The following is a 24508-nucleotide window of genomic DNA, read 5'->3' as shown; positions in this document are numbered from 1 at the left end:
CTCTCGTTCGTCCTCTCCTCTGGCGGTGGTGTCATGAAACGGCGTTCTGTGCTGGCGGCCGGCGCGGGTCTGTCCGCCGGGCTGCTTCTTCCGGCCGGCCGGGCCTCGGCGGCGACCTACGGCGGCTATGCGATGGCGTACTTCACCGAGTCGCCGACGATGGCTGCCGCCCGGTATGCGCTGCACCTGGCGGTCAGCGCGGACGGGCTCAACTGGACGCCGCTCAACCAGAACAACCCGGTCGCCACGCCGACGCTCGGGAGCAAGGGGCTGCGTGACCCGTTCATCCTGCGCAAACAGGACGGCACCTTCGTCGTGCTGGCCACCGATCTCAACGGGACCGACTGGGCGTACCAGAGTCAGTATCTGCACGTCTGGGACTCGGCCGACCTGCGCACGTTCACCGGGTACCGGCTGCTGAAGGTGCACTCGCTGGCCACGCACGCCTGGGCGCCCGAGGCCGTCTGGGATTCCGCCCGCGGCCAGTACGCCGTCGTCTACTCGGCGGTCAACTCGTCCGGACACAACGTGCTCATGGTCAGCTGGACCGCGGACTTCCGGACCGCCACCGAGGGCACAGTGTTCTACGACCCCGGCTACGACGCGATCGACGGCTCCTTCGTCACGGTCGGCGGCGTCAACTACATGTACTACAAGAACAACACCAACAGCACCCTCCTCGGTACGCGCTCGTCGTCCTTCAACCCAGGCAGCTTCAGCGTCTACACGTCAGCCATCGGCCCCGGCCGCGGCGTCGAGGCGCCCAACATCGTCAAGTCGAACACCGCCGACGTCTGGTGGATGTGGGGCGACACGTGGAGTCCCAACGGGCGCTTCTTCTGCTGGCAGTCGACCAACATCCCGGGCGGGGCGTGGACGCTGCTCAACGACCGCGCCTACACGCAGCCGCTCAACTCCAAGCACCCCGGCCTCACCCCCATCACCAGCGCTGAGATGACGGCCCTGCTGTCCCGCTACGGCGCCCCGGCGTGGAACCGCATCAAGTCCTACAACTTCCCGGACCGCTACATCCGCCACGCCGACAACGTGGGCCGCATCGACGCGTACCCCTTCGACCCGTACCAGGACCAGCTCTGGACTGTCGTCCCCGGCCTCGCCGACTCCACGGCCGTCTCCTTCCGCTCGGTCAACTACCCGTCGATGTACCTCCGCCACGCCAACTACTCCATGGTCCTGAGCGCCCCCGACGGCACCACCACCTTCAACGCCGACGCCACCTTCCGCCGCACCCCCGGCCTGGCCGACTCCACCTGGACCAGCTTCCAGTCGTACAACTTCCCGGACCGCTACCTCCGCCACTCCAACTACGTCCTCCGCATCGACCCCCTCACCTCCAGCTCCAGCACCACAGACAAACAAGACGCCACCTTCCGCGTCGGCTACTGACCCGGGCCACTCCCACCCGCCACCTGCCGTCCGCCAATCTCGCCCTCGCCGGTCGTCCGCTGATCTCGCCCTCGCCGGTCGTCCGCTGATCTCGCCCTCGCCCGTCGTCCGCCAACCTCCACCCGCCCGCCCCATAAGCCGGACGCCCGCCCCTCGCCGGCCGGTGACCCTGGACGCGCCGCTTGCCACGCCGCCTCATCGGTCACGGGCCGCGCCGGTCGCCGTTGCGGCCGCCGCCTCCGTCGCTGGGTTAACGGGTGCTGATCGCCGCCTCCATCCCGGTCGCCGGTCGCCGGTCGCCGGTCGCCGGTCGCTGGTCGCGGTTGCGGGTCGCGGTTTGGGGGTCGCCGGTCGCGGGTCGCGGGGCGCCGGTCGGGGTCGCCATCACTGGCCGCTGTCGCCGGTCGCTGCCGCCTCGGCGTGTGCTGTGGGCTGCCCGGTCACCGGTTGTTCCTCCTGCGGCGTCCCGGGCTGGTCGGTGTCGTCGGCCGGCCCGGCGTCGCGCAACGCCCGCCACACCCGGTCGCGGGTGAACGGCAGCTCGGTGAACCGCACTCCGGTCGCGTCCCGCAGGGCATTGGCCAACGCGGGCGCAACCGGGTTGTACGGGCTCTCGCTCATCGACTTCGCCCCCAGCGGCCCGATGGCGTCATCCGTCTCGGCGAACACCACCTCGGTCCGTGGCACGTCCGCGAAGCTAGGCAAGTGATACTGCCGGAACCCGGTCGTCGCAACCGCCCCGTCCGGCCCGACGACCATCCGCTCGGTCATCGCCGACCCGAGCGCCTGCGCCACACCGCCCTCGACCTGCCCCCGGCACTGCAACGGATTCAGCACCCGCCCGGCATCGGCACTGTGCACGCTGCGCAGAATCCGCACCTCCCCGGTCCCAGGATCCACCGCCACCCGGAACCACTGAGCATTGAAAGCCACCGACCGAGGCGTCCCCGTCCAGCGCCCCTCACCCCGCAACCCCCCGCCCTCGCCCGCAGCCGCGACTTCGGTCAGCGGCACGGTGCTTCCGTCGGCCCGAACCACGTGATCCGGCCCCAAGCTCTCTCCGCCCGTGACCGCGAGCAGCCGCACCCGCAGCGCCTGAGCCGCACGCAGCACAGCCTGCCCGGCGACCACCACGCCCGTAGAGGCGAACGCCCCGGTGTCGTGCCCCACCACGTCCGTGTCCGACTGCCGGACGACGATGCGATCGGGAGTCGTCCCCAGCTCGTCCGCCACGATCTGCGCGTGCACCGTCGTGCTGCCGTTGCCGAACTCCGTGGTCCCCACCGCGATCTCGTAGCGACCGTCCGGCCGCAGCGACACCACGGCGTCAGCGAAGTGCCCGCCCGGCGGCCCGGCCGCGATCATCGCGATGGCCATCCCCTCACCGACCAGCCACCCCTCCGGCGCGGCCTCCGCTCCGGCCAGTCGCCCCTCCGGCGCGGTGTCCGACTCGACCGGCCCCTCTTCCCGCGCGGCCTCCGCTCCGGCCAGCCGCCCCTCCGGCGCGGTGTCCGACCCGACCGGCCTCCCTCTTCGCGCGGCCTCCGCTCCGGCCAGCCGCTCCCTCGGCGCGGCCTCCGACTCGACAGCCCCCGATGGGCGCTCGTCCGCAACACGGTCCGGCATCGCGCCGCCGGCGGCGGTTCGGATGGCGTCGAGGCACTGGTCGAGTCCGTAGCTGGCGATGGTCAGGTCGTCGGCGTGCGAGCCCGGCGCGGTCATCGCCTCGCCCGGCCGCACGACGTTGCGCTCGCGGAGTGTCACCGGGTCCATGCCCAGCTGCCGGGCCAGTTCGTCCAGCACCGACTCCACCGCGAAGGTGACCTGCCCCAGCCCGTAGCCGCGGAACGCCCCGGCGGGCACCGTGTTCGTGTAGGCCGTGAACGCGTCGACCTTCTTGTTCGCGCAGCGGTACACGGCCAGCGATTCGTGGCAGCCGTGGAACATGACCGACGGCCCGTGGTTGCCGTAGGCGCCCGTGTCCACCACGACCCGCAGCTCCATCGCGGTCAGGGTGCCGTCCCGGCGCGCGCCGGCCTTCATCCGTACGGTGAACGGGTGCCGCGTCGTCGCGGAGGTGAACTGCTCGGCGCGGGTGTACTCGTGCTTGACCGGTTCGCCGAGCCGCCGCACCGCGAGGGCCACGAGATCCTCGACCAGCATCTCCTGCTTGCCGCCGAACCCGCCTCCGACGCGCCCGGTCAGCACGCGTACCTCATCCATCGGCAGGTCGTACAGGTCGGCCAGCGCCCGCCGGGTCAGGAACGGTGTCTGTGTGCTGGTCCGGATCGTGAGGCGGCCGGCCTCGTCCAGCCACCCCAGCGCCCCGTGGGTCTCAAGGCTGGCGTGTTGCACGCGCCCCGTGCGGAACGTTCCCTCGTACACCACGTCGGCCTCGCCGAACCCCGCCGCGACGGACCCCAGCTCGTCGTGCAGCTCACCGACCACATTGCCGTCCGGCCGGGCGATCCGGTGCTCGGCGGTGTTCTTGTCGCCGTGCACCAGGGGAGCGCCGGGCCGCATCGCCGCCTCCGGCTCGATGACCGCGGGCAGCACCTCGTACGTCACCCGCAGCCGCCGGCAACCCTCCTCCGCCGCCCCCTCGGTGTCGGCCACGACGGCGGCGACGCGCTGACCCACGAAGCGGACGACGTCGTCGAGCACCCGCGTATCGGCCGGATCCTCCCGCGGATTCTCGTGCCGGGCGGTCGAGAAGTGCCGCTGCGGCGCGTCGGCAGACGTCAAGACCAACCGCACGCCGGGTACGGCCAGGGCGCCCGCCGTGTCCACGCCGAGCACCCGGGCATGGGCGTGCGGCGACCGCAGCACCTTGAGATGCAGCGTGCCCGGCATGTCGACATCGAAGGTGTACCGGGCCGTCCCCGTGACGACCTCCGGCCCGGCCGGGGCACCCAGATTCCCGCCGACGGCCGCACCGGCCCGGAACTCGCCGACGTTCCGCACGCCCGCAACCGCATCGGCCACGGCCCTGTACCCCGTGCACCGGCACAGGTTTCCCTTCAAGGCCCGAGGCAGATCGGCGCCCTGCTCCTCGGTCAACGCCGCGGTGGTCATGATGAGCCCCGCCGTGCAGAAGCCGCACTGGAACCCCTGCGCCTCCAGAAACCGCCGCTGCACCGGATGCAACCCGTCGGTGCCCTCCTCGGAGCCCCGCGTCGCCGCCAACCCCTCGATGGTCGTCACCTGCTTGCCGTGCGCCCGGAAGGCCGGATAGAGACAGCTGTGCACCGGCTGCCCGTCCACATGAACGGTGCACGCCCCGCAATCACCGGTGTCGCAACCCTTCTTGACGCCGAAGCAGCCCTCCTCCCGCAGGTAGGTCCGCAAGCACTGCCCCGCCCGCGGCGTCCGCCCGTGCACGGCCCCGTTGATCACCACTCCCGTCGGCACCCGCCGGTCGGCGCTTCCAGTCGTCTCCTCGGGCCCGCTCATGCCGTCAGCTCCTGCCGGATCTCCTCGGCATAGCGGAACGTCAGATGCCGCCGCCACTCCGGCAGCCCGTGCACGTCGTCGGTCCAGGCGTCGTCCGGGACGGCCGCCTCCAACGCCTCCCGCAGCGTCTTCTGGTCGGGCACTCCGTCGAACCGCATCTGGTACGGCCTCACCGTGGCCGCCGTCACCGTGAGAACCAGTGCCTCGCCGCGGCGCGTCAGGCGGCCCGCGAGCAGCACCGCCGACCGCCCGTGCCGGAACAACGACCCTTGCCGGTACGCCGTTCGCCCGACAAGTGATGCCGCAGGCAGCGTGATGGATCGCAGCAGTTCCCCGTCGCGCAGCACCGTGGTGCCGTCACCGGTGACGAAACTTGCCACCGGGACACGGCGCTCTCCGGCGGGCCCGAGGATCAGGCATTCCCCGTCGAGCGCGGCGGTGAGCGCGATCATCGGCCCCGCGGGCAACGCCGCGCACAGGTTGCCGCCGACGGTCGCGACGTTCCAGATCTTGAACGAGGCCAGGAACGCATGACAGCACGCCGTCGCCAGCCCGTGGAACGCCGTGAGCCCGGGCGCCTGCCGGAAGCCCGCCAGCTCGGCCACGGTGCAGGTGGCCGCGATCTCCATGCCGCCGGGTCCCACGCTGATCGGGGTCCAGCCGGCGGCCGCGAGGTCGAGCAACCTGGTCACGCCGGGCCGCGACTCCGCGAACAGCGCTGTGCCGCCGGCCAGCCAGGCGTCCCCGGGACGCCACTGCCCGGGACCGGCCGGGCTGACCACCTCGACGACCGTGTGCAGATCCACGCGCGTGCCCCCTGCCTCCGCGACTTGCCCCGGCTCCCGGCTCGGCGGCTTGCGCGTGCTCCCGCGGTGCAGCCGCCGTTTCCGCAGCTCCCGGACGCGAGCACGGCCTGCCGCCGAGCGGCGCTCCGCACTCTCCGCATCGGGACCCTGACGGAAACACGCTACGTTACGCGCGGTGTGTTTCAGGCCCGCGAACAGTAAACGTCCCACTGGCGGGCCTGCCCTCCGCGCCGGTGACACCGTCCTGTAGCGGGCCGGGAACGCGCAGTGGTCACGCGGCGTGACTGAACCGCGCGGGGCCGGAGATCCGTACTGTGGCGCATGAGGGTCTTGCTGGTAGAGGACGACGCGTCCATCGCCGAACCGCTGGTCGACGGGCTGGCCCGCTACGGCATCGTCACCGATCACGTCGCCACGGGCGCCGCCGCGCTCGCGGCCCCGCGCAGCGACATGGTGCTGCTGGCGCCCGGGCTGCCGGACATCGACGGGGCCGAGGTCTGCCGGCGGCTGCGGCGGGCCGGATCGGTGCCGCTGATCATGCTCACGGCCCGCGACGACACCGGCCGGGACCGGGGCGTCGGCGCCGACGACTACCTGCCGAAGCCCTTCAGCGTCGGGGAGCTGGTGGCGCGGATGCGGGCGGTCGAGGGCCGGTCCCGCCCGCCCGTCGCCGACCCTGTGCGCCGGCACGGCCCGCTGAGCATCGACACCGGCTCCCGCGAGGTGCGGCTGCACAAGATCCCGATCCCGCTGAGCCCCAAGGAGTACGACCTCCTGTGTCTGCTCGCCGAGGACGCGGGCGCCGTCGTGCCTCGCCGGCGCATCGTCGACACCATCTGGGGCCCGTCCTTCACGGGGCCGGGGAAGACCCTCGACTTCCATGTCGCGAGCCTGCGCCGGAAACTGGGTGACCCGGCGTGGATCGAGAACCGCCGGGGCGTCGGTTTCCGCCTCGTCGTGCAACCGTGAAGCCGGCGCGACGAGCCGTGCCAGAGTGGACACGAGCAGCCTGACGATCCGGCCGGCCATGACGGCGTACGGCGGAGGGGTGGTGTGGGGTTGTGGGGTCATGACCTGCCTCCTTGTGCTGGTCAGGGCATAGTGGAAGAGGCGCCTCGGCCGGCTGGTGAGCCCGCTGGTGCGCTCGGATGGCGGGAACGGTAGACCCACCCCCTGGGGACGGGTCAACGTGACGTACGTCGCCTGTGGACAACGCGAAGTGGATCTCCCGGAGGTGCAAGACTTCCGGCCCATCCGCACCGTGTCGGCCTCAGGGAGCCAGCCATGACCGTCATCGAAACCGTGACAGCGCGCCAGATCCTGGACAGCCGCGGCAACCCGACCGTGGAGGTCGACGTCGTTCTCGCGGACGGCTCCCGGGGCCGCGCCGCGGTGCCCTCCGGGGCGTCGACGGGGCGCCACGAGGCCGTGGAGCTGCGCGACGGCGACCGGTCCCGCTTCCACGGGCTCGGGGTGCGCCGCGCGGTGGAGGCGGTCAACGGGCCGCTCGCCGCGGCGGTGGGCGGGCTGACCGCGGAGGACCAGGCCGGGGTCGACGAGGCGATGCTGGTGCTCGACGGCACGCCGGGCAAGAGCCGCCTGGGTGCCAACGCGATCCTCGGCGTGTCCCTGGCCGTGGCCCGCGCGGCGGCCGCGGCGCATAACCAGCCCCTCTACCGCTACATCGGCGGGGTGAACGCGCGGGTGCTGCCCGTGCCCATGATCAACGTGATCAACGGCGGCGCCCATGCGAGCAACGCGCTGGACATGCAGGAATTCATGATCGCGCCCATCGGTGCCCCGTCGTTCGCGGAGGCGTTACGCATGGGCGCCGAGGTGTTCCACACGCTGCGCAAGCGGCTGGCAGCGGCCGGCCACAGCACCGCCGTCGGGGACGAGGGTGGGTTCGCGCCCGAGCTGACGAGCGCCGAGGAGGCCCTCGACCTGCTGGTGGCCACGATCCGGGCAGCCGGCTACGAGCCCGGCGCCGACTTCACCGTGTGTCTCGACCCGGCGAGCTCGGAGTTCTACCGCGACGGGGTCTACGACTATGCGGGTGAGGGGCGCCGGCGCACGACGGGGGAGCAGGTCAGCTATCTGCTCGATCTCTGCGACCGCTATCCCGTGGCCTCCCTCGAGGACCCGATGGCCCAGGACGACCTCGTCGGGTGGGCCCGGCTGACCCAGGCCGCGGGCGATCGGCTGCAGCTGGTCGGCGACGACGTCTTCTGCACCGACGCGGAGCGGGTGCGCGCGGGCATCAGCGGCGGTTATGCCAACGCGGTGCTCGTCAAGCTCAACCAGATCGGCACGCTCACGGAGGCGCTCGAGACCACGCGGGTGGCGCTGGACGCCGGCTGGTCGGCGGTCATGTCCCACCGCTCCGGGGAGACCGAGGACACCACCATCGCCGATCTCGCGGTGGCGGTGGGGTGCGGGCAGATCAAGACGGGCTCGCTGTCCCGCTCCGAGCGGACGGCGAAGTACAACCAGCTCCTGCGGATCGAGGAGGAGCTGGGCGAGCAGGCACGCTACGCGGGGACGGCGCTGGCGCTGAGCCGATGACGACGGTCCGGTGGCGGTGGGCCTGGGTTCAGGGCTCGCGGATGAGTTGACGCGGTACTCCGGCGGCGGTGAGCCGCCCGGCGAGGAAGGCGGGAGTGTTGTCCAGCAGGATCGCGACCCGGTGGTGGTCGCAGATGGTGCAGGTGGCGGCCAGTGTGCCCACGTTGATCGAGTCGAGGTGCGAGACGTCGCCGAGATCCAGGACCAGGCGCGACGGCCGCGTGCGCCGGACGGCGTGCACCAGCAGGCGGCGCAACTCGGCGGCGGCATCGGGGCCGACGGCCCCGTGCGGCTGGATGACCAGGTCCCCGTCGGGGCGGCTCTCGACCTGCAGGGCGTCAGACATCAATACACCTTCCGGTTTGTCCGGCGTGTCTCGGCGTCAGGGTATCCACGATCACCCGTCGCGGTCGACCGCAGTCACCGGAACGAGCCCGAAGTGCTCGTGGCACGGTGCCCGGGAAGCGCGTTTCACTGCGGTGCGCGAGTTTTCGTGTGCGCCACGTGAGGAGGGTGCCCGTGCCGGGAACGAGCAGGCGACCGGCCGGCGACGCCTGGCGGAACACTCGGAGCGGACATGGCGGCGCCGGGCCCGGCTGGGCGAGAATTCCGCGGTGCACCGGGCCAACGACTACTACGGCCACTCGGCTGTCCTGGCGCGCTATTGCGGCGTGCCCGATGAGCTGCCGCCGCGGATCCACGGATATCTCCAGCACGGCTGGAACATCGGCGACGGAATGGCGGGCGACCACGAGTGGGTCGCCGGGGTGCCGCTCTTCCTCTGGTCGGAGCGTACGCGCCGCCGGGCGTGGTCGCTGGGACGCCGCCACACGTACGTCGTGGGCGCCCCGATCGCCTATCTGATGCTGCTCGACCCCGCGCCCGCGGACGCGCCGCGGGAGGGCACCATCTGGTACCCGTTCCACGGCTGGGAGGGCCAGCACGTCAAGGGCGACCACGACCGCCTCATCGACCAGATCCGCAGCACCGAGCCCGGGCCGGTGACCGTCGGCCTCTACTGGCAGGAATACAAGACGCCGTCCGTCTGCCGGCGCTACGAGGACGCGGGTTTCCGGGTGATCTGCCACGGCTACCGGGGCGATGCCCGGCAGCTGGGCGACGCCGGCTTCCTCGAGGGCCAGCTCGCGGAGTTGCGCCGGCACCGCCGGGTCGCGTCGAACAGGCTCAGCAGCGCCGTCTGGTACGGCATCCTGGCCGGCTGCGAGCCCGCGGTCTACGGCGATCCCATGACGCTGGAGAACGAGGACCCGACCCACGGCGGCCAGGCGCGCATCCGGCGGCAGTGGGCCGAGCTGCACGGTGAGCAGGTCGACGGGGCGGTGGCCCGGGCAGCCGCCGTCGAGGAGCTCGGCGCCGACCGGCTGGCTCCGGCGGCCGAGTTGCGCCGGCTGTTCCGGTGGCGCTGAGTTCCTGAGACGGGCCGATGACACCGGCCGTTATGCAGTTTCGTTGGCGCGGCGGGGAGCCCGTACGCGTGAATCTTGATCTTCGGCAGGAGGAAGCAGCGGTGACGCAGCGGCAGGGTGGGACCGGCGAGGTTCGGCTTCTCGGCGGCGAGATGCTGAACTGGTCGGACCTGGACGGCGGGCACGGCCCCGGGCCGGTGCGGGGCTCGGCGGCCGGGTCCTTCCTCGGCGTCGCGCGCGGCCGCACGCTGATCGCCGGGCCGCACGACCCGTCGTTGCTCGATCGCGTTCCCGGCGCCACGGTGCTGGTCCGCGGGGTGCAGGACGCCGAGTTGCTGGCCGGCCGTGGCGATGTGACAGTGCTGTGCGGCAGCGTGGCCAAGCTCGGCGGCGAGGCGCCGTTCGACACGATCATCGCGCTCGCCGGCCTCGAATGCCTCGGCACGGCCGAGCACGATGAGCTGACGTGGGCGGAGGCCCTGGACGCGCTGCACGGGGTGCTGCGTCCCGGCGGCTGCCTCGTGCTCGGCGTGGAGAACCTCGGCGGGTTCCACCGGCAGATCGCGTGGCCCCGGCCCCTCGACGACGGCCAGTGGACGCCGGTTTCCGACGAGACCCGGCCGGCCGGGTTGCGGCACCTTCGCGCGGCCGTGGGGGCTGCGACGCGGGCGTACGGGATCTATCCGGGGCTTCGCGACGCGCGGGTGGTCGTCGACGAGCAGGCCACGGGCGGGGTCGTGGAGGCTGCGCTCGGCCGGGCGTACGAGGGAAGTGGGGTGGTCCTGGCCGATCCCGCAGCCGTCGCGGTCGAGTTCGTGCGGCAGGGGTTGGGGGTGGCGGCCGCGCCGGCGTGGGTCGTCATCGCCTCGGACGACGAGGCCGCGCTGCCGGACGTGCCCGTGGACGGGAGCGCCGGGCCGGTGGGACCGACGCTCGAGAGTCTCGTCCTGCGTGCGGCGGGGCGGCGCAATATGCCGCAGCTGCGGGAGCTGCTCGGACAGTGGCGCAACGGCGTGGCGGCCGGGGTGCCGGCGGGGCAGGTCGTCGTGGCTGCCTCCGGCGAGCTGGTGCCGCTGGTTCCGGAGGGTGCTCACAGCGTCGCCGTGGCTGAGCTGGCCGCGCGGCTGTATCGGGGCGGGTTCCCGCATCCGTGGGTGGGTGTGCGGAGCGCTGCCGAGCTGGCGGGGATGCTGGAAGCCATGACCGGCGGCCCGGACGCCGCGACCTCCGTGCCCGGAGGAGACGCCGCGTCGTCCCCGCTGGTGGGGGCGGCCGTTTCCGTCGTCGAGCTGGTCGCCGAGCGTGAACGGCTCGCCGGGGAGCTGGCCGAGGCCCGGGCGCAGGCTGCCTTCTTCGAGGAGGAGCTGAACGCCCGGGAGGCGGAGGTGCGTCAGGTGCGGCGGACGGTCGAGCTGCTCAGCGGCTCGGGTCCGGCGCGGGCGGGGCAGGCGTTCGTGGGTGGTGTCCGGGCCGCGCGGCGGGTGCTGAGGCGGCGGACGTGATGTCGTCGTACAGGTCTTCCAGGAGCGCGGTCTGCCGGACGATGTCGAAGTCGGCCCGGACGTGGGCGCGCGCCTGGCGGCCCAGCCGGTGGCGCAGCTGCTCGTCGGTCAGCAGGCTGCGCAGGTGGTGGGCGAGTGCCCGGCGGTCGCCCTCGGGGCCGAGCAGTCCGGTGGACTCGTGCCGGACGGCCTCCGGGATGCCGCTGTGGACGGTCGACACCACGGGAATGCCGCGAGCCTGCGCCTCCAGCAGCGTGGTCGGCAGCCCCTCCGAGTCGCCGTCGGCGGCCGTGCGGGAGGGCGACGCGAAGACCCGGGCGGCGGCCATGCTGCGCGAGGCGGCCGCGTGGTCCAGCGCGCCGGCGAAAGTGACGTCGAGGCGCAAGGCAGCCGCCTGTGCGCGCAGGGCGGGACCCAGGGGCCCGTCGCCGACGATCAGGATGCGCGGAGCCAGGTCGGACAGCGTGGCCGCGGCGGCGAGCAGGTCGTCGAGCCCCTTCTTCTCGACGAGCCGGCCGACGAAGACGATGTCCCAGAGCTTCGGCTCGTCGGAAACGACGGCGGGCACGGCGACGCCGGTGTGGTGGACGATCACCTGGCCGGGGTCCGCGCCCCGGGCCAGGGCGCGCCGGCGGACCGGCTCGGAGACCGCGAGCAACAGGGCGGCCCGATCGAAGACGGACCGCAGGTTGCGCCGGTGCCGCAGGCCCTTGGCGCCGGGCAGGTCCGGCTGGCGGGTGACGTCGTGGCCGTGCAACGTGACGACGAGGGGCACCCCGAGCTGCGCGGCCTCGGCGCTGATCATCCAGCCGTCACCGCCGAAATGGGCGTGGACGATGCGCGGATCGAGCTTCGCGAGGGCGGCCCGCAGCTGGGGCGACCTTCCGGTCAGGCGCAGGCGCAGGAAGCCGGGCGGGAAGACGATGGTGTCGTCCTCCCGCGCCAGCGGGGAGTCGATGCGGACGGCGCCGAGGAAGTGCGGCTGCCAGCGCGTCATGGCGTCGGCCTGGGAGCGTACGAAGGTCTCGGAACCGGGCAGCATCGCGGTGCGCCAGACGACCACCCGGTCAGCCACGGAGCCCCAGCACCTTGTCGCGCAGGGCGGCCCGGACGTGCGGCGGCAGCGCCCAGATCTGGGCGTGCGTCACGTAGTCGATGGCGCCGGGGTCGCCGTACTCCCGGGCCTCGCGCAGCAGCTCACGGAAGACACGCGAGTCCCGGCTGGTCGCCGCCATCGAGCTGAGGACGCTGAGGATGAAGGCGGCGTACGCCCGCGGGGTGAACAGGTCACGCGACTCGCGCAGCCAGTCCAGCTGCTCCTGCCAGGGCATCTCCAGGCTGATGCGCTCGCGGTCCTCGTCCTGGTGCCAGACGACGAGGGCGTTGTCCGCCATCACGAGCGCGGTCCCGGGGACCTTGATCGCCCGCAGCGTCCAGTCGAGCTCCTGCTGCCGGCGCAGGCCGACCCGGAAGGGCACCTGCCGCCACAGCTCGGTCGGCGCCATGATCGTCGACGTCTGGATGAACCCCTCGCCGTGGAAGAGGCCTTTGCGGACGGTGAAGTACTCGCTGAGGTGCTCGCCCTCGGCCGGCAGCCGGCGCGGCATCACGAACTCGGCCCGCGGTGTCCGGTTGAGCAGTCGCGTTGCGACGATCGGCATCTCGGCGGTGGATTGCTTGGCCATCCCGAGCTGGATCGCGAGCTTGCCGGGCAGCCACTCGTCGTCGTCGTCCAGCATGGCCGTCCACGGGGCGCGAGCGGCGGCGATGCCCTGGTTGCGGGCGTTCGGGGCCCCACCCTTCTCGGGCAGCGGGAGAGCCCGGACGCGCGGGTCCCCGATCTCGGCCAGCGCCTTGGCGGTGGTCTCGTCGGGCCCGTCGACGACCACGACGATCTCGAGGCTCTTGACGGTCTGGGCGAGGACGCTGCGGACGGCGCGGGTCAGCAGCTCGGGGCGGTTGCGGGTCGGGATGACCACGCTCACCTCGGGAAGGGTGTCCATGACGCGGGAACGGTAAGGCGGTCGGGCGACGCTCGGTTGAACAGAGAGCGGCATCCGGTCATGCGGACAGCTAACTGTTCACCGGACGGTCGGCGGAGGGCTTCGATCGACCGGCTTCTCCGCCCCGGAGGAGGGCTGGCGACAGGCGAGATCGCGCCTCGGTCGGCCGCAGCGGCTGCGCGCCCCGGCTGGTCGTGGCGGATGCGCAGGTCGGCGGTCGTTTCGGTGGCGTCGCGTACTCGTGTCGTCGCGGCCGGTATGGCTAGTGACACGGGTTCATATCGTCCGCACTTCTGGTGTTTCCGACCGCGACGGCGGGGCATTGGGCCCGCCGTGAAGGATCGCTACCGGCTGATCGGACGGCTCGGCGTGGGCGGCTCGTCCGTCGTGTGGCGCGCGCACGACGAGGTGCTGCGGCGCGACGTCGCCGTCAAGGTGCCGTCCCTCGCCGCGGGCCGCCGGCCCGCGCTGCTCGACCGGATCCGTCAGGAGGCCCGCTCGGCGGCGGCGCTGCGGCACCCGAACATCGTCGACGTGTACGACTACGACGAGGAGTGCGACGAGTACGGGGCGCCAGTGCCCTACGTCGTGATGGAGCTCGTCGAGGGGCGGACGCTCGCGGAGGTGCTCGCCGGCGGGCCGCTGCCCTGGCAGACCGCGGTGCGGATCTGTGCGCAGGTGGCTTCGGCGCTGGCGGCCGCGCACGAGCACGGCATCGTGCACCGCGACGTCAAGCCCGGCAACATCATGGTGCCCGGCGCGGCCGGCTCGTCAGAGGGCGCCGGCGTCGCCGCGCAGGCGAGCGGCGGTGCGGCGGGGGCCGCGGCGTGGTCGCGGATCTGGGGCGCGGCGGGCGGTGGCGTTCGGGCTCGGATGCGGGGCGGTGCGGCCGGCCACCCGGGTGCGGCTCGGGGCAGTGCGGTCGGCGGCGCGGGCGCGGCGTCGGGTGGCGCGGGCGCGGCGTCGGGTGGTGCGGGCGGTGCGGCTGGTGGCGCGAGTGCGGGCGTGGGTGCGGCGTCGGGCGGTGCGGCTGGTGGCGCCGCGGGTGCGGGTGCGGCTCGGGGCGGGGCTGCGGTGTTCGGCGACGGGGTGAAGCTCGTCGACTTCGGGATCTCGGCCGCGGCTGGGTCGGTGGATGAGATCGACGGCGAAGTGCTCGGGACGCCGGCCTATCTGGCGCCGGAGCGGCTGGACGGCGGGCCTGTGCGGACGGCTAGCGATGTGTACGGGCTGGGGCTGTTGCTCTACCGGGCGCTGGCCGGGGCGATGCCGTGGGAGGCTTCGACGATCACCGAGATGGTCAGCGCACATCTGCGGGAGGAGCCGCGGCCGCTTCCGTCGCTGCCGGGCATGCCGCGCGCGGTTGCCGACCTGGTGCGGCGTTGCCTGGCCAAGGCGCCGGAGGCTCGGCCCGATGCGGCGGAGGCCGCTTGGATTCTTGCGGACGCGGCCGGGATGCTGCCCCGGCGGGCTCTGCACTTCCCGAAGCCGGTGAGCGGGCTCGAACTGCGGCGTCGGCGCCCGCTGACCGTCGGCGGCGGGCGTTCTGCCGCTGCGTCTGGTGCCGGACGGCAGGCGAGCGGTGGATCGGTGCGCGGCGCCGGGGCTGCCGGTGCTGCCGGGCCGGGTCGGCGGCAGGGTGGGCTTTCCGAGCGGCGGGGTGGGCTTTTCGCGCGACGGGAGGGACTCTCCGAGGGGCGGGGTCAGCTTTCCGCGCGACGGGAGGGGCTCTCCGAGGGGCCGGGTTGGCTCTCCAGGCGGCGGGGTGGTTCGGCCGCCGGCGGGGTGCGGCGTTCGATGAGTACGACGGTGGCGGCGCTGGCCTTGGGGGCTCTGCTCTTGCTGCGGGCGCCGTCGGAGTCCTGACCGGAGTGTTGCCGGGGCCGCGCCGGCCTTGGGGGCCTTGTTTGCTGCGGGCGCCGTCGGAGTCTTGAACCGAGCGTTGTCGGGGGCTGCGCCGGGCCTCGTGGCTTTGTCTGCTGCGGGCCGCCGTCGGGGTCCTGACCGGAGTGTTGTCGGGGGCTGCGCCGGGCCTGGGGGCTCTGTTGCTGCGGGCGCCGTTGCGGAGAGCATCGTGGACGGGGCGATTTGGTGTGCTCGCGGGATCTTGTGCTTCTGGTGGCCTTTCGCGTCGGCGCCGTCGTGGGTGGTCGGGGTTGGGCGACGGCGGTGCGGGCGGCGGCGGTGCGGGCGGCGGCTTCTGGGGGTTGAGCTGCGGGTCGGGCCAGTCGTTCGGCATGGGGACCTGGGCTTGGCGGCGGGGCGGATGAGGACTTTTGTCGCCTGGTAGGAAAGTTTGGGTGGGGCCGGGGGAAAGTTTCCGTACATCGAGGGTTTCCTTTGTCCCGGGCGCTCGGTAGCGTCGCTTCACGTAACACGAGTGACACATCGTGTTAGCGGAGCGCGGTGTGGGTGCCCGGGAGGGATGCGCATGCGTACCGGAATCTGGTTGGTCGGGGCTCGGGGTTCGGTGGCCGTCACGGCCTTGGTCGGGGCGGCTGCGGTGCGGGCCCGGCTGGCGGGAACCGCGGGATGCGTCACGGAATTGCCGGAAATGCGCGGGGCGGCGCTGCCGGGGTGGGCGGACCTGGTGTTCGGCGGGCACGACGTCGTGGCCTTGCCGCTGGCCAAGAAGGCCGAGGCGCTCGCCGCCGCCGGGGTGGTGCCCGCTCCGCTCGTGGGAGCACTCGCCGCCGAACTGGCCGCCGTCGAGAGCGAGGTGCGGCCGCTGCCGTCCGCGGCCACGCAGGCCGAGACGGCGGAGCGGATTGCCGCTGACCTGCGGGAATTCCGGGAGCGGCACGGGCTCGAGCGGGTCGTTGTCATCGATGTCGCCACGACCGAGCCGTTGATCGAGCCGCATCCCGCGCACGCGGAGCTGCGGTTGCTCGAGGAGGCCATGCGGGAACCCGGGCAGGCGGTGCTGCCGCCGAGCTCACTCGCCGCGTACGCCGCGTTCCGGGCGGGATGCTCGTTCGTCGACTTCACGCCGTCCACGGGACCCCGGCTGCCCGCGCTGGCGGAGCTGGCCGAGCGCGAACGGCTGCCCTACGCGGGCAACGACGGGAAGACCGGCGAGACGCTCGTGAAGTCGGTGCTGGCGCCCATGTTCGCGCAGCGCAACCTGCGGGTGACCAGCTGGTCCGGGCTGAACCTGCTCGGCGGGGGCGACGGGGCCAACCTGGCCGACCCGGCCGCCAACGCCGCGAAGGTCGCCAGCAAGCAGCGGGTTCTCGGCGACGCGCTGGGCTACGAGCCGGAGGGCACCAGCCGCATCGACTACGTCGCCGAGATCGGGGACTTCAAGACCGCCTGGGACCTGGTCACGTTCGCCGGCTTCCTGGGTACGCCGATGCGGCTGGAGTTCACGTGGCACGGCTGCGACTCCGCGCTCGCCGCGCCGCTGGTGCTGGACCTCGCCCGGCTCACCGCGGCGGCGCACGCGGCGGGACGGTCCGGGGCGCTGACCGACCTCGGCTTCTTCTTCAAGGATCCGCTGGGTGACGGGCCGTCCGCGCTGGCCGAGCAGTGGGCGCGGCTCACCGCCTTCGCCGCCGGGCTGTCCCGATGAGCGAACACACAGGCCCGATGAGCGAACGCACGGACTTGGCGCGCGGGCGCGGGGAGACGGCGACGCGCGGGCGCGGCGGGGAGACGGCGCGCGGGCGTGGGCGCGGGGAGACGGCGCCCGGTCGGGGGGAGTGGTGATGGGGGGACGGCTGCGGGCGCTGGCGGAGCTGGTTCGGGCACCGGCTGCGTTGTCCGTGCCGGGTGACGTGATCGCGGGCGCTGCGGCGTCGGGGGTGCCCGTGCGGAAGGCGGCGGGGCTGGCGGCGGCTTCGGTGTTGCTCTACTGGGCGGGGATGGCGGCCAACGACTGGGCTGATCGGGAGCTCGACGCCACCGAGCGGCCCGAGCGGCCGATTCCTTCCGGGCGCGTTCCGGCTTCCGCTGCTCTGGGCGTCGCGGTCGGGCTCACGGCGGCGGGGCTCGGCGTGGCCGGGCGGGCCGGGGGAGGGCGGGCGCTGGCGGTGGCGGTGCCGCTGACGGCGGCCATCTGGGCGTACGACCTCAAGCTCAAGAACACCGCGGCCGGGCCGGCGGGCATGGCCGCCTGCCGCGCGCTCGACGTGCTGCTGGGGGCCTCCTCCCAGTCGCCGGTACGCGCCCTGCCCGCGGCCGCCACGATCGGACTCCACACCTACACCGTCACGGCGCTGTCCCGGCACGAGGTGCACGGCGCCCTGGATCGGAAGGTCCCCGCGGCCACGCTGGCGGCGACGGCGGGCGTGGTGGGCGTGGCGTCCGCGGGTGCTCCCGAGTGGCTGGCGCGGCGGGTCGGGCCGATGCTGGCCGCCACGTATGCGACCGGCTACGGCGCGCGGCAGATCAGGTTGCTGAGCGACTCGAGTCCCGGCGCCGTGCGGGCCGCGGTCGGGGCCGGGATCACAGAGTTCCCCACGCTGCAGGGAGCGTTGACTGCCACCGCGGGCCGGCCGCTCACGGGAGTCGCCGTGGCTCTGGCGGCCCCGCTCGCTCGCATGCTGACCCGCAAAGTGGCCGCGACATGACCGGGCTGCGCTTCGGATACGGCACGAACGGGTTCGCCAACCATCGGCTGGACGATGCGCTCGACGTGATTGCGGGGCTCGGCTATGTCGGCGTGGCGCTGACGTTGGACCACGACCACCTCGACCCGTATGCGCAGGGCCTTAACCACGAAGTGACACGCGTCGCCGACAGGCTGCGCGACCTCGGGCTTGGCGTGGTCATCGAGACCGGCGCGCGGTATCTGCTCGACCCGTGGCGCAAGCACGCGCCGACCCTGCTGCACGACGAGCGCGGCGTCCGGATCGACTTCCTGCGCCGGGCGGTCGCGGTCGCCGCGGATCTCGGGGCGGAGGCGGTCTCCTTCTGGTCGGGGGTGCGGCCGGACGGGGTGGACGCCGATCGGGCCTGGCAGCGGCTGGTCGACGGGTGCGCGGAGGTCGTCGACTACGCGACGGCGGCCGGGGTCACGCTCGGGTTCGAGCCCGAGCCCGGCATGGAGGTCGCCGACCTGGCCGGCTGGTTCCGGCTGCGCGAGGCGCTCGGGGCACCGGCCGCCTTCGGGCTGACGCTCGACATCGGTCACTGCCGCGCCGTGGAGCCCGAGCCGGTTCCGGCGTGCGTGGCGGCCGCGGTGCCGTACCTGGTCAATGTGCAGATCGACGACATGCGGCGGGGGGTGCACGAGCACCTGGAGTTCGGTGCGGGGGAGATCGACTTCCCGCCGGTGCTGGCGGCGCTGCGCGCGGGCGGCTATCGCGGGCTGGTCGCCGTCGAGTTGCCCCGGCACTCGCACGCCGCCCCGGATGTCGCCCGGCGGTCGTGGGAGTTCCTCAAAGGCGCGGAGAAGGAGGGGCGGGATGAGGGCTGACGAGCTGCGGGGCGCGCTTCCGGGCGTACCGGAAAAGGAATGGCTGAGTGACGCCGAGGCCCGCGTGCGCACCGACCCGGACCAGCTCCCCGCCCTCTTTGCCCGGGCCGGGCGCAAGCTCGGGCGGCAGCCGCTGGCCGACCGGCCGGACTGGACGCCGGGGCTGGCCGGGCGGGTGCTGCTCCTGCTGGCGGTCCCGCACAAGGACGACCGGGTGCTCGATCTCTATTGGCACGGCGACACCGGCGAGCGGCTTGCGGTTCTGCACGCGCTGGCGTTGCTGCCCATCGGGGACGCCGGGGTGCCGCTCGTCGAGGACGCGTTGCGGACCAATGACACGCGGCTCGTGGCCGCGGCGCTCGGGCCGTACGCGCGGCACCTGTCGCCCGCGACCTGGCGGCAGGGCGTGGTCAAGTGCGTCTTCATGGGCGTGCCGCTGAGCCGCGTGGACCGGCTGGACGAGCGGGCCGACGCCGAGCTCGCGGCCATGCTCACCGGGCTCGCGCAGGAACGGGCCGCGGCCGGCCGCCGGATGCCCGCCGACGCGACGGCCCTGCTGAACCGGATCCAGCAGAAGCAGGAGGACTGATGCGCGTCTTCGATCCGCACATCCACATGACGTCCCGGACCACCGACGACTATCGGCGCATGGCGGACGCGGGGGTGCGTGCCGTCGTGGAGCCGGCCTTCTGGCTCGGGCAGCCGCGGACCAACCCCGGCTCGTTCGCGGACTACTTCGACTCGCTGCTCGGGTGGGAGCCCTATCGCGCGTCGCAGTTCGGGGTGCGGCACCACGCCACGATCGCCCTGAACCCCAAGGAGGCGAACGATCCGCGCTGCCGGCCCGTGCTCGATCTGCTGCCCCGCTATCTGGACAAGGACGGGGTCGTGGCGGTCGGGGAGGTCGGCTACGACTCGATGACGCCCGCCGAGGACGAGGCGTTCGGCACGCAGCTCGCCCTGGCGCGCGAGTTCGAGCTGCCGGCGCTCGTGCACACGCCACACCGCGACAAGGCGGCCGGTACGCGGCGCACGCTCGACGTCATCGCCGAGTCCGGCATCGATCCGGGGCGCGTGGCCGTCGACCATCTCAACGAGGTGACCGTGGGCCTGGTCCGCGACACCGGCTGCTGGCTCGGCTTCTCGATCTATCCGGAGACCAAGATGTCCCCGCCCCGGATGGTGGAGATCCTGCAGCGGTACGGGACCGAGCGCGTGCTCGTCAACTCGGCCGCCGACTGGGGGCACTCGGATCCGCTGCTCACCGTGGCGACCGGCGAGGCGATGCTGGCCGCGGGGTTCACGGCCGACGACGTGGACCTGGTGCTGTGGCGCAACCCGGTGGCGTTCTACGCGCAGTCGGGGCGTCTGGATCTGTCCGATCTGCCCGCCCCGGAGCCGTCGTACGCGGGCAGCTCCCTCGCCCGTGGCGGCAGCTGATGCGTCTCGCGGATGCCACGGGGACACAGAAGCACCTGTCGTACTGCACGAATGTGCACGAGGCCGAGGACCTGGACGGGATCCTGCGACAGCTCGACACGTACGCGGTCCCGGTGCGTGAACGTCTCGGAACCGATGTCCTCGGGCTGGGCCTGTGGCTGCCCGCTCCCGTGGCGGCCGGGCTCGCGTCGGACCTCGCCGCCCGGCAAGCGCTGAAGAGCGCGCTCACCAGCCGGGGGCTGGAAGTGGTGACCCTCAACGGGTTCCCGTACCAGGCGTTCCACGCGCCCGTCGTCAAACACGCCGTCTATCAGCCGGACTGGACCACGCCGCAGCGGATGGCGTACACGGTGAATCTGGGTGTCATCCTGGCCGACCTGCTGCCGGACGATGCCGCGTACGGCTCGATCTCGACCTTGCCCCTCGCCTGGCGTGACCCGTGGGACGCGGCCCGGGCCGCGGCCTGCCGGCGGGCGCTCGCGGAGCTGGCGGCCGAGCTGCACCGGCTGCCGCGCCGGATCCGGGTGGCGTTTGAGCCCGAGCCGGGATGCATCGTGGAGACCACGCAGGAGGCCGTCGCGCTGCTCGGGGAGGCGGACACGTCGGTGCTCGGCGTCTGCCTCGACCTCGCGCACCTGGCCTGCGCGTGGGAGGAGCCGATCGAGGCGCTGGCACGGCTGCGCGAGGCCGGGCTGCCCGTCGTGAAGGCGCAGGTGTCGGCCGCACTGGCCAGCGCGGATCCGGAGGCGGACCGGGCGGTGCTGGGGGAGTACGCCGAGCCGCGCTTCCTGCACCAGACGCGTGGGCCGCACGGCTTCAAGACCGACGACCTGGACGAGGCCCTCGCCACGCGGGGCGCCGACGCGCAGCCGTGGCGTGTCCATTTTCATGTTCCGCTGCACCAGGCGCCCGCCCCGCCGCTCACAAGCACCGTCGGCGTGCTCGTGGAAGCGCTCGGCGCCCTTGTCCAGTTGAGCGATTGCGCGCATTTCGACGTCGAGACGTACACGTGGGGTGTCCTGCCCTCCACCGCCCGTCCGCGCGACCCGGCCGAGCTCGCCGCCGGGATCGCGTCCGAGTTGTTCTTCGCCCGCGCCCAGCTGACCGCGCTGGGCCTCACACCACTGCCGGGGGTGCCGTCGTGAAACCCGTCGTCGTGCTGGACGTGGTCGGCCTGACGCCGAAGCTGCTGCGCCACATGCCCCGCCTGTCGCGCCTGGCGCAGACCGGCTTCCAGGCGTCGCTCGGCACCGTGCTGCCGGCCGTGACGTGCACGGTGCAGTCGACGTTCCTGACCGGGGCGCCGCCGTCGGAGCACGGGATCGTGGGCAACGGCTGGTACTTCCGCGAGCTGGGCGAGGTCTTCCTCTGGCGGCAGCACAACCGCCTGGTCGGCGGCGAGAAGCTGTGGGACGCGGCCCGCGCGGTCCAGCCCGGCTACACGGTGGCCAACATCTGCTGGTGGTACGCGATGGGCGCCGACGTGAACTGGACGGTCACGCCCCGGCCGGTCTACCACGCCGACGGGCGCAAGGATCCGGACTGCTACACGTACCCGCCGGCGCTGCACGACGAGCTGGAAGGCGCGCTGGGCACCTTCCCGCTCTTCAGCTACTGGGGCGCGAACGCGGGGATCGCCTCGTCGCAGTGGATCGCCGGCGCGGCGGTGCAGATCATGGCGACCCACCATCCCGACCTGACCCTCGTCTACGTGCCGCATCTCGACTACGACCTGCAACGCTTCGGGCCGGACGGGCCCGAGGCGGCGGCCGCGGCGGCGGCGGTGGACGCGGCGCTCGCACCGGTGCTGGAGGCTGCCGCGCGGCGCGGTGCGACGGTTGTCGCCTTGAGCGAGTACGGGATCACGCCCGCCTCGCGGCCCGTGGACATCAACCGGCTGCTGCGGTCCGAGGGGCTGCTCGAGGTCTACACGCAGGCGGGCATGGAGTATCTCGATCCCTGGGTGTCGCGGGCCTTCGCGGTGGCCGATCATCAGGTCGCCCACGTCTATGTCCGCGACAAAGCGGACATCGATCATGTCGCCAAGATCTGCGCGGCGTTGCCGGGAGTGGCCGACATCGTGGACCTCGGTCATCCGCGCGCGGGGGAGCTGGTGCTCGTCGCTGAGCCGGACGCCTGGTTCACCTACTACTACTGGCTCGACGACAAGCGGGCGCCCGACTTCGCGCGGCTCGTCGAGATCCACCGCAAGCCGGGCTACGACCCGGCCGAGTTGTTCTTCGACCCCGCCGGACCGACGGCGGCCAAGGGGCGGGCGGGCCTGGCCCTGCTCCGGAAGAAGCTCGGCCTGCGCTACTCGATGAGCGTCGTCGGGCTCGACGCGGGCGCCCGGGCGGTGCGCGGCTCGCACGGCCGGCTACCCGGCTCCTCGGAGGACGGGCCGGTGCTGCTGTGCTCGGACGCCGGCCTCGCCCGGGACTCCTTCGAGGCGACCGAGGTGAAGGACTTCGTGCTGCGCGCGGCGGGGCTCGCCTCATGACGGTCGAGAGCCCCGCCGGGACGGGGTCGGCCGAGCTGGCCCGCCGGTGCGAGGCGGCGCTGATCGCGTACCTGGATCGGCAGCGCCCCCACTGGCCCGACGGCACGCCGCGGGGTGTCCTGGACGCGGTCCGCCGGTTCGTGCTCGCCGACGGCAAGCGGCTGCGCCCGATGTTCTGCTACTGGGGCTGGCGCGGCGCGGGCGGCCCCGACAGCGCGGCGATCGTCACGGCCGCCGCCGCGCTGGAGCTCTTCCACGCGTTCGCGCTCATCCACGACGACATCATGGACGGCTCGGCCACCCGCCGCGGCCGCCCCACGGTCCACCGCCACTTCGCCGACGTGCACACCCGCCACTCCTGGAAGGGCGAAGCCACCAGGTACGGCCACAGCGCCGCCCTGCTCTGCGGCGACCTGTGCGCCGCGTGGGCCGACCACATGTTCCACGAGTCGGGCCTGCCCATCGACCAGATCCACCGCGGCTACCGCCTCTTCACGGTCATGCGTACGGAGGTCATCGCCGGCCAGTACCTGGACCTCGTCTCGGCCGTGGGCGACGGCTCGGTGGCGGGTGCCCTGACCGTCATCCGCATGAAGGCCGCCCGGTACACGGTGACCCGGCCCCTGCAGATCGGCGCGGCCCTCGCCGGGGCGGGACTGGCCGACCAGGCGGCCCTGCAGGCCTTCGGCGACCCGCTCGGCGACGCCTTCCAGCTGCGCGACGACGTCCTCGGCGTCTTCGGCGACCCCGCCGTGACCGGGAAGCCGGTCATCGACGACCTCCGCGAGGGCAAGCCGACGGTGATGGTGGCCATGGCCCGCGACCGGGCGTCGCGACCGCAGGCGGGCCGGCTGCGCGAGCTGTTCGGCAGTCCGGCCCTGGACGAAGCGGGCGCGGCCGAACTGCGCGACATCATCACGAGCACGGGCGCCCGCGAGGCAACCGAGGACCTGATCGCCAAGCGCGCCGCGGCCGCGCGGACCGCTCTGGCCCTGGCCCCACTGACCCCGGACGCCCGCGAGGCCCTGGGCGAACTGGTCGCGTCGGTGGTCGCCCGGACGCGGTGATATCCCGTCGAATCCGACGAAAGGTGAATCGGGCTCTGACTGATCGGGCGATCCGGGGCTTGACCGGGGGATATAGACATACGGCGTGGGCATGGGGCGATGGGCCGGGACGGCCGTACTCGGGGTGAGTGTCGTGGCCACGGCCGTGGCGCTGGCGGGGATCGGGCCCGCGGCGGCGGCCGAGCCGGTGCGGATCATGCCGCTCGGGGCGTCGATCACCTACGGGTACGGGTCGACCGACGGCAACGGGTATCGCGGGCGGCTGTACGAGCGGCTGACCCGGGACGCCGGCCTGCACGTCGACTTCGTGGGCTCGCAGCGCTCGGGGCGGCTGCGGGACCGCGATCATGAGGGGCACCCGGGGTGGCGGATCGATCAGATCGCGGCGCACGCCGACGAGTGGCTGGCCACGTACCGGCCGGACGTCGTCGTCATGCATCTCGGCACCAACGACATGATCCAGGACTACCGGTCGGCGACGGCGCCGGAGCGGCTGGCGGCGCTGTGCGCGGAGATCGTGCGGCGGGACCCGGGCGTGACCGTGTACGTGTCGTCGCTGGTCGCCTCGACGGACACGGCCGTCGACGAGCGGATCGACGCCTTCAACGCGCGGCTGCCCCGGGTGCTCGCGGGGCTGCGTAACGTGGTCTATGTCGACCAGCACGCGGCGATGGACCGGCGGGAGCTGAGCGACGAGGTGCACCCCACCGACCGCGGCTACCGTGAGATCGCCGACGCCTGGTACGACGCCATGCGCCGCCGATCGGTGGGGTGACGTCGTCAGGTCAGGCGCAGACGAGCAGGCTCAGGCCGCTCATGCCGCATTCGGCGCCGACGCTGAGCTGGCTGAACTCCATGCCGTCGGCCTCGGTCTCCTCCGGCTCGAGCAGCTGCAGGTCCAGGATGTCTTCCACGTCGT

The 24508-nt window shown here is 73.0% G+C and carries 21 protein-coding genes; 15 read left to right on the top strand and 6 right to left on the bottom strand.

The annotated features are described in order from the left end of the window. Positions 1-33 precede the first annotated feature (33 nt). A complete protein-coding gene (locus RAN62_RS39960; RefSeq protein ID WP_305790105.1) occupies positions 34-1407 on the top strand; it encodes a glycoside hydrolase family 43 protein in 1374 nt (457 codons plus the stop codon). Between the two features lie 384 nt (positions 1408-1791). On the opposite strand, the gene RAN62_RS39955 is transcribed toward RAN62_RS39960, so the two are convergent. Both RAN62_RS39955 and RAN62_RS39950 read right to left on the bottom strand, forming a co-directional pair. Then, positions 1792-4860: a molybdopterin-dependent oxidoreductase gene (locus RAN62_RS39955; RefSeq protein ID WP_305790104.1), complete on the bottom strand. Its 3069-nt coding sequence runs from the start codon at positions 4858-4860 to the stop codon at positions 1792-1794. Beyond that, a complete protein-coding gene (locus RAN62_RS39950) occupies positions 4857-5666 on the bottom strand; it encodes an FAD binding domain-containing protein (RefSeq protein ID WP_305790103.1) in 810 nt (269 codons plus the stop codon). Before RAN62_RS39950 ends, RAN62_RS39955 begins: the two co-directional genes overlap by 4 nt. Positions 5667-5987: 321 nt before the next feature. Between RAN62_RS39950 and RAN62_RS39945 the strand changes: the two genes are divergently transcribed. Continuing rightward, positions 5988-6635 (top strand): response regulator transcription factor, encoded by a 648-nt coding sequence (locus RAN62_RS39945; RefSeq protein WP_305790102.1) that lies wholly within the window; start codon positions 5988-5990, stop codon positions 6633-6635. Between the two features lie 315 nt (positions 6636-6950). Further along, entirely contained in the window at positions 6951-8231 is a 1281-nt protein-coding gene (gene eno, locus RAN62_RS39940; RefSeq protein WP_305790101.1) for a phosphopyruvate hydratase, read from the top strand. Positions 8232-8259: 28 nt separating this feature from the next. On the opposite strand, the gene RAN62_RS39935 is transcribed toward eno, so the two are convergent. After that, entirely contained in the window at positions 8260-8577 is a 318-nt protein-coding gene (locus tag RAN62_RS39935; protein WP_305790100.1) for an STAS domain-containing protein, read from the bottom strand. Between the two features lie 268 nt (positions 8578-8845). Here RAN62_RS39935 and RAN62_RS39930 point away from each other — a divergent pair, with 268 nt between their 5' ends. Both RAN62_RS39930 and RAN62_RS39925 read left to right on the top strand, forming a co-directional pair. Beyond that, complete coding sequence (locus RAN62_RS39930; RefSeq protein ID WP_305790099.1) at positions 8846-9658, top strand: hypothetical protein; 813 nt, start codon at positions 8846-8848, stop codon at positions 9656-9658. Positions 9659-9759: 101 nt separating this feature from the next. Next, the gene (locus tag RAN62_RS39925; RefSeq protein WP_305790098.1) at positions 9760-11160 is read left to right on the top strand and encodes a hypothetical protein; all 1401 of its coding nucleotides are present in this window, start codon (positions 9760-9762) and stop codon (positions 11158-11160) included. Here RAN62_RS39925 and RAN62_RS39920 read toward each other — a convergent pair. Next, the gene (locus tag RAN62_RS39920; RefSeq protein WP_305790097.1) at positions 11075-12235 is read right to left on the bottom strand and encodes a glycosyltransferase; all 1161 of its coding nucleotides are present in this window, start codon (positions 12233-12235) and stop codon (positions 11075-11077) included. The two genes, RAN62_RS39925 and RAN62_RS39920, sit on opposite strands and share 86 nt — an antisense overlap. Then, positions 12228-13163: a glycosyltransferase family 2 protein gene (locus RAN62_RS39915; protein WP_305790096.1), complete on the bottom strand. Its 936-nt coding sequence runs from the start codon at positions 13161-13163 to the stop codon at positions 12228-12230. The genes RAN62_RS39920 and RAN62_RS39915 overlap by 8 nt, the downstream gene beginning before the upstream one ends. A gap of 333 nt (positions 13164-13496) precedes the next feature. On the opposite strand from RAN62_RS39915, the gene RAN62_RS39910 reads away from it, so the two are divergent. From RAN62_RS39910 to RAN62_RS39865, 10 genes are all read left to right on the top strand, one after another. Further along, positions 13497-15029 (top strand): serine/threonine-protein kinase, encoded by a 1533-nt coding sequence (locus tag RAN62_RS39910; protein ID WP_305790095.1) that lies wholly within the window; start codon positions 13497-13499, stop codon positions 15027-15029. Between the two features lie 565 nt (positions 15030-15594). Further along, positions 15595-16734 carry an inositol-3-phosphate synthase gene (locus RAN62_RS39905; protein WP_305790094.1) on the top strand — a complete coding sequence of 380 codons (1140 nt, stop codon included), beginning with the start codon at positions 15595-15597 and terminating at the stop codon, positions 16732-16734. 136 nt (positions 16735-16870) lie between these two features. Further along, entirely contained in the window at positions 16871-17734 is an 864-nt protein-coding gene (locus RAN62_RS39900; RefSeq protein ID WP_305790093.1) for an SCO3242 family prenyltransferase, read from the top strand. Beyond that, a complete protein-coding gene (locus RAN62_RS39895; RefSeq protein ID WP_305790092.1) occupies positions 17731-18582 on the top strand; it encodes a sugar phosphate isomerase/epimerase family protein in 852 nt (283 codons plus the stop codon). The genes RAN62_RS39900 and RAN62_RS39895 overlap by 4 nt, the downstream gene beginning before the upstream one ends. Next, a complete protein-coding gene (locus RAN62_RS39890) occupies positions 18572-19171 on the top strand; it encodes an EboA domain-containing protein (RefSeq protein ID WP_305790091.1) in 600 nt (199 codons plus the stop codon). The genes RAN62_RS39895 and RAN62_RS39890 overlap by 11 nt, the downstream gene beginning before the upstream one ends. Beyond that, entirely contained in the window at positions 19171-20022 is an 852-nt protein-coding gene (locus RAN62_RS39885) for a TatD family hydrolase (protein WP_305790090.1), read from the top strand. The genes RAN62_RS39890 and RAN62_RS39885 overlap by 1 nt, the downstream gene beginning before the upstream one ends. Further along, entirely contained in the window at positions 20022-21167 is a 1146-nt protein-coding gene (gene eboE / locus RAN62_RS39880) for a metabolite traffic protein EboE (RefSeq protein ID WP_305790089.1), read from the top strand. Before RAN62_RS39885 ends, eboE begins: the two co-directional genes overlap by 1 nt. Further along, entirely contained in the window at positions 21164-22522 is a 1359-nt protein-coding gene (locus RAN62_RS39875) for an alkaline phosphatase family protein (RefSeq protein WP_305790088.1), read from the top strand. The genes eboE and RAN62_RS39875 overlap by 4 nt, the downstream gene beginning before the upstream one ends. Then, the gene (locus RAN62_RS39870; protein ID WP_305790087.1) at positions 22519-23589 is read left to right on the top strand and encodes a polyprenyl synthetase family protein; all 1071 of its coding nucleotides are present in this window, start codon (positions 22519-22521) and stop codon (positions 23587-23589) included. The genes RAN62_RS39875 and RAN62_RS39870 overlap by 4 nt, the downstream gene beginning before the upstream one ends. Before the next feature lie 91 nt (positions 23590-23680). Then, on the top strand, positions 23681-24364 hold the full coding sequence (locus tag RAN62_RS39865; protein WP_305790086.1) for an SGNH/GDSL hydrolase family protein: 684 nt from the start codon (positions 23681-23683) through the stop codon (positions 24362-24364). Positions 24365-24374: 10 nt separating this feature from the next. Here RAN62_RS39865 and RAN62_RS39860 read toward each other — a convergent pair whose 3' ends face one another. Further along, entirely contained in the window at positions 24375-24503 is a 129-nt protein-coding gene (locus RAN62_RS39860; RefSeq protein ID WP_305790085.1) for a SapB/AmfS family lanthipeptide, read from the bottom strand. Between the last annotated feature and the right edge of the window lie 5 nt (positions 24504-24508).

It is taken from the genome of Symbioplanes lichenis, assembly GCF_030709675.1.
Classification (GTDB): domain Bacteria; phylum Actinomycetota; class Actinomycetes; order Mycobacteriales; family Micromonosporaceae; genus Actinoplanes; species Actinoplanes lichenis.
The sequence above is the reverse complement of the archived record's forward strand: the minus strand, read 5'-3'. Positions and strand labels throughout refer to the sequence as shown.

Excerpts from the sequence above, each read along its gene's own strand:
- RAN62_RS39960 (WP_305790105.1), top strand. The coding sequence starts at position 34 with ATGAAACGGCGTTCTGTGCTGGCGGCCGGCGCGGGTCTGTCCGCCGGG.
- RAN62_RS39955 (WP_305790104.1), bottom strand. The coding sequence starts at position 4,860 with ATGAGCGGGCCCGAGGAGACGACTGGAAGCGCCGACCGGCGGGTGCCG.
- RAN62_RS39945 (WP_305790102.1), top strand. The coding sequence starts at position 5,988 with ATGAGGGTCTTGCTGGTAGAGGACGACGCGTCCATCGCCGAACCGCTG.
- eno (WP_305790101.1), top strand. The coding sequence starts at position 6,951 with ATGACCGTCATCGAAACCGTGACAGCGCGCCAGATCCTGGACAGCCGC.
- RAN62_RS39935 (WP_305790100.1), bottom strand. The coding sequence starts at position 8,577 with ATGTCTGACGCCCTGCAGGTCGAGAGCCGCCCCGACGGGGACCTGGTC.
- RAN62_RS39915 (WP_305790096.1), bottom strand. The coding sequence starts at position 13,163 with ATGGACACCCTTCCCGAGGTGAGCGTGGTCATCCCGACCCGCAACCGC.
- RAN62_RS39905 (WP_305790094.1), top strand. The coding sequence starts at position 15,595 with ATGCGTACCGGAATCTGGTTGGTCGGGGCTCGGGGTTCGGTGGCCGTC.
- RAN62_RS39900 (WP_305790093.1), top strand. The coding sequence starts at position 16,871 with ATGGGGGGACGGCTGCGGGCGCTGGCGGAGCTGGTTCGGGCACCGGCT.
- RAN62_RS39895 (WP_305790092.1), top strand. The coding sequence starts at position 17,731 with ATGACCGGGCTGCGCTTCGGATACGGCACGAACGGGTTCGCCAACCAT.
- RAN62_RS39890 (WP_305790091.1), top strand. The coding sequence starts at position 18,572 with ATGAGGGCTGACGAGCTGCGGGGCGCGCTTCCGGGCGTACCGGAAAAG.
- RAN62_RS39885 (WP_305790090.1), top strand. The coding sequence starts at position 19,171 with ATGCGCGTCTTCGATCCGCACATCCACATGACGTCCCGGACCACCGAC.
- eboE (WP_305790089.1), top strand. The coding sequence starts at position 20,022 with ATGCGTCTCGCGGATGCCACGGGGACACAGAAGCACCTGTCGTACTGC.
- RAN62_RS39870 (WP_305790087.1), top strand. The coding sequence starts at position 22,519 with ATGACGGTCGAGAGCCCCGCCGGGACGGGGTCGGCCGAGCTGGCCCGC.
- RAN62_RS39865 (WP_305790086.1), top strand. The coding sequence starts at position 23,681 with ATGGGGCGATGGGCCGGGACGGCCGTACTCGGGGTGAGTGTCGTGGCC.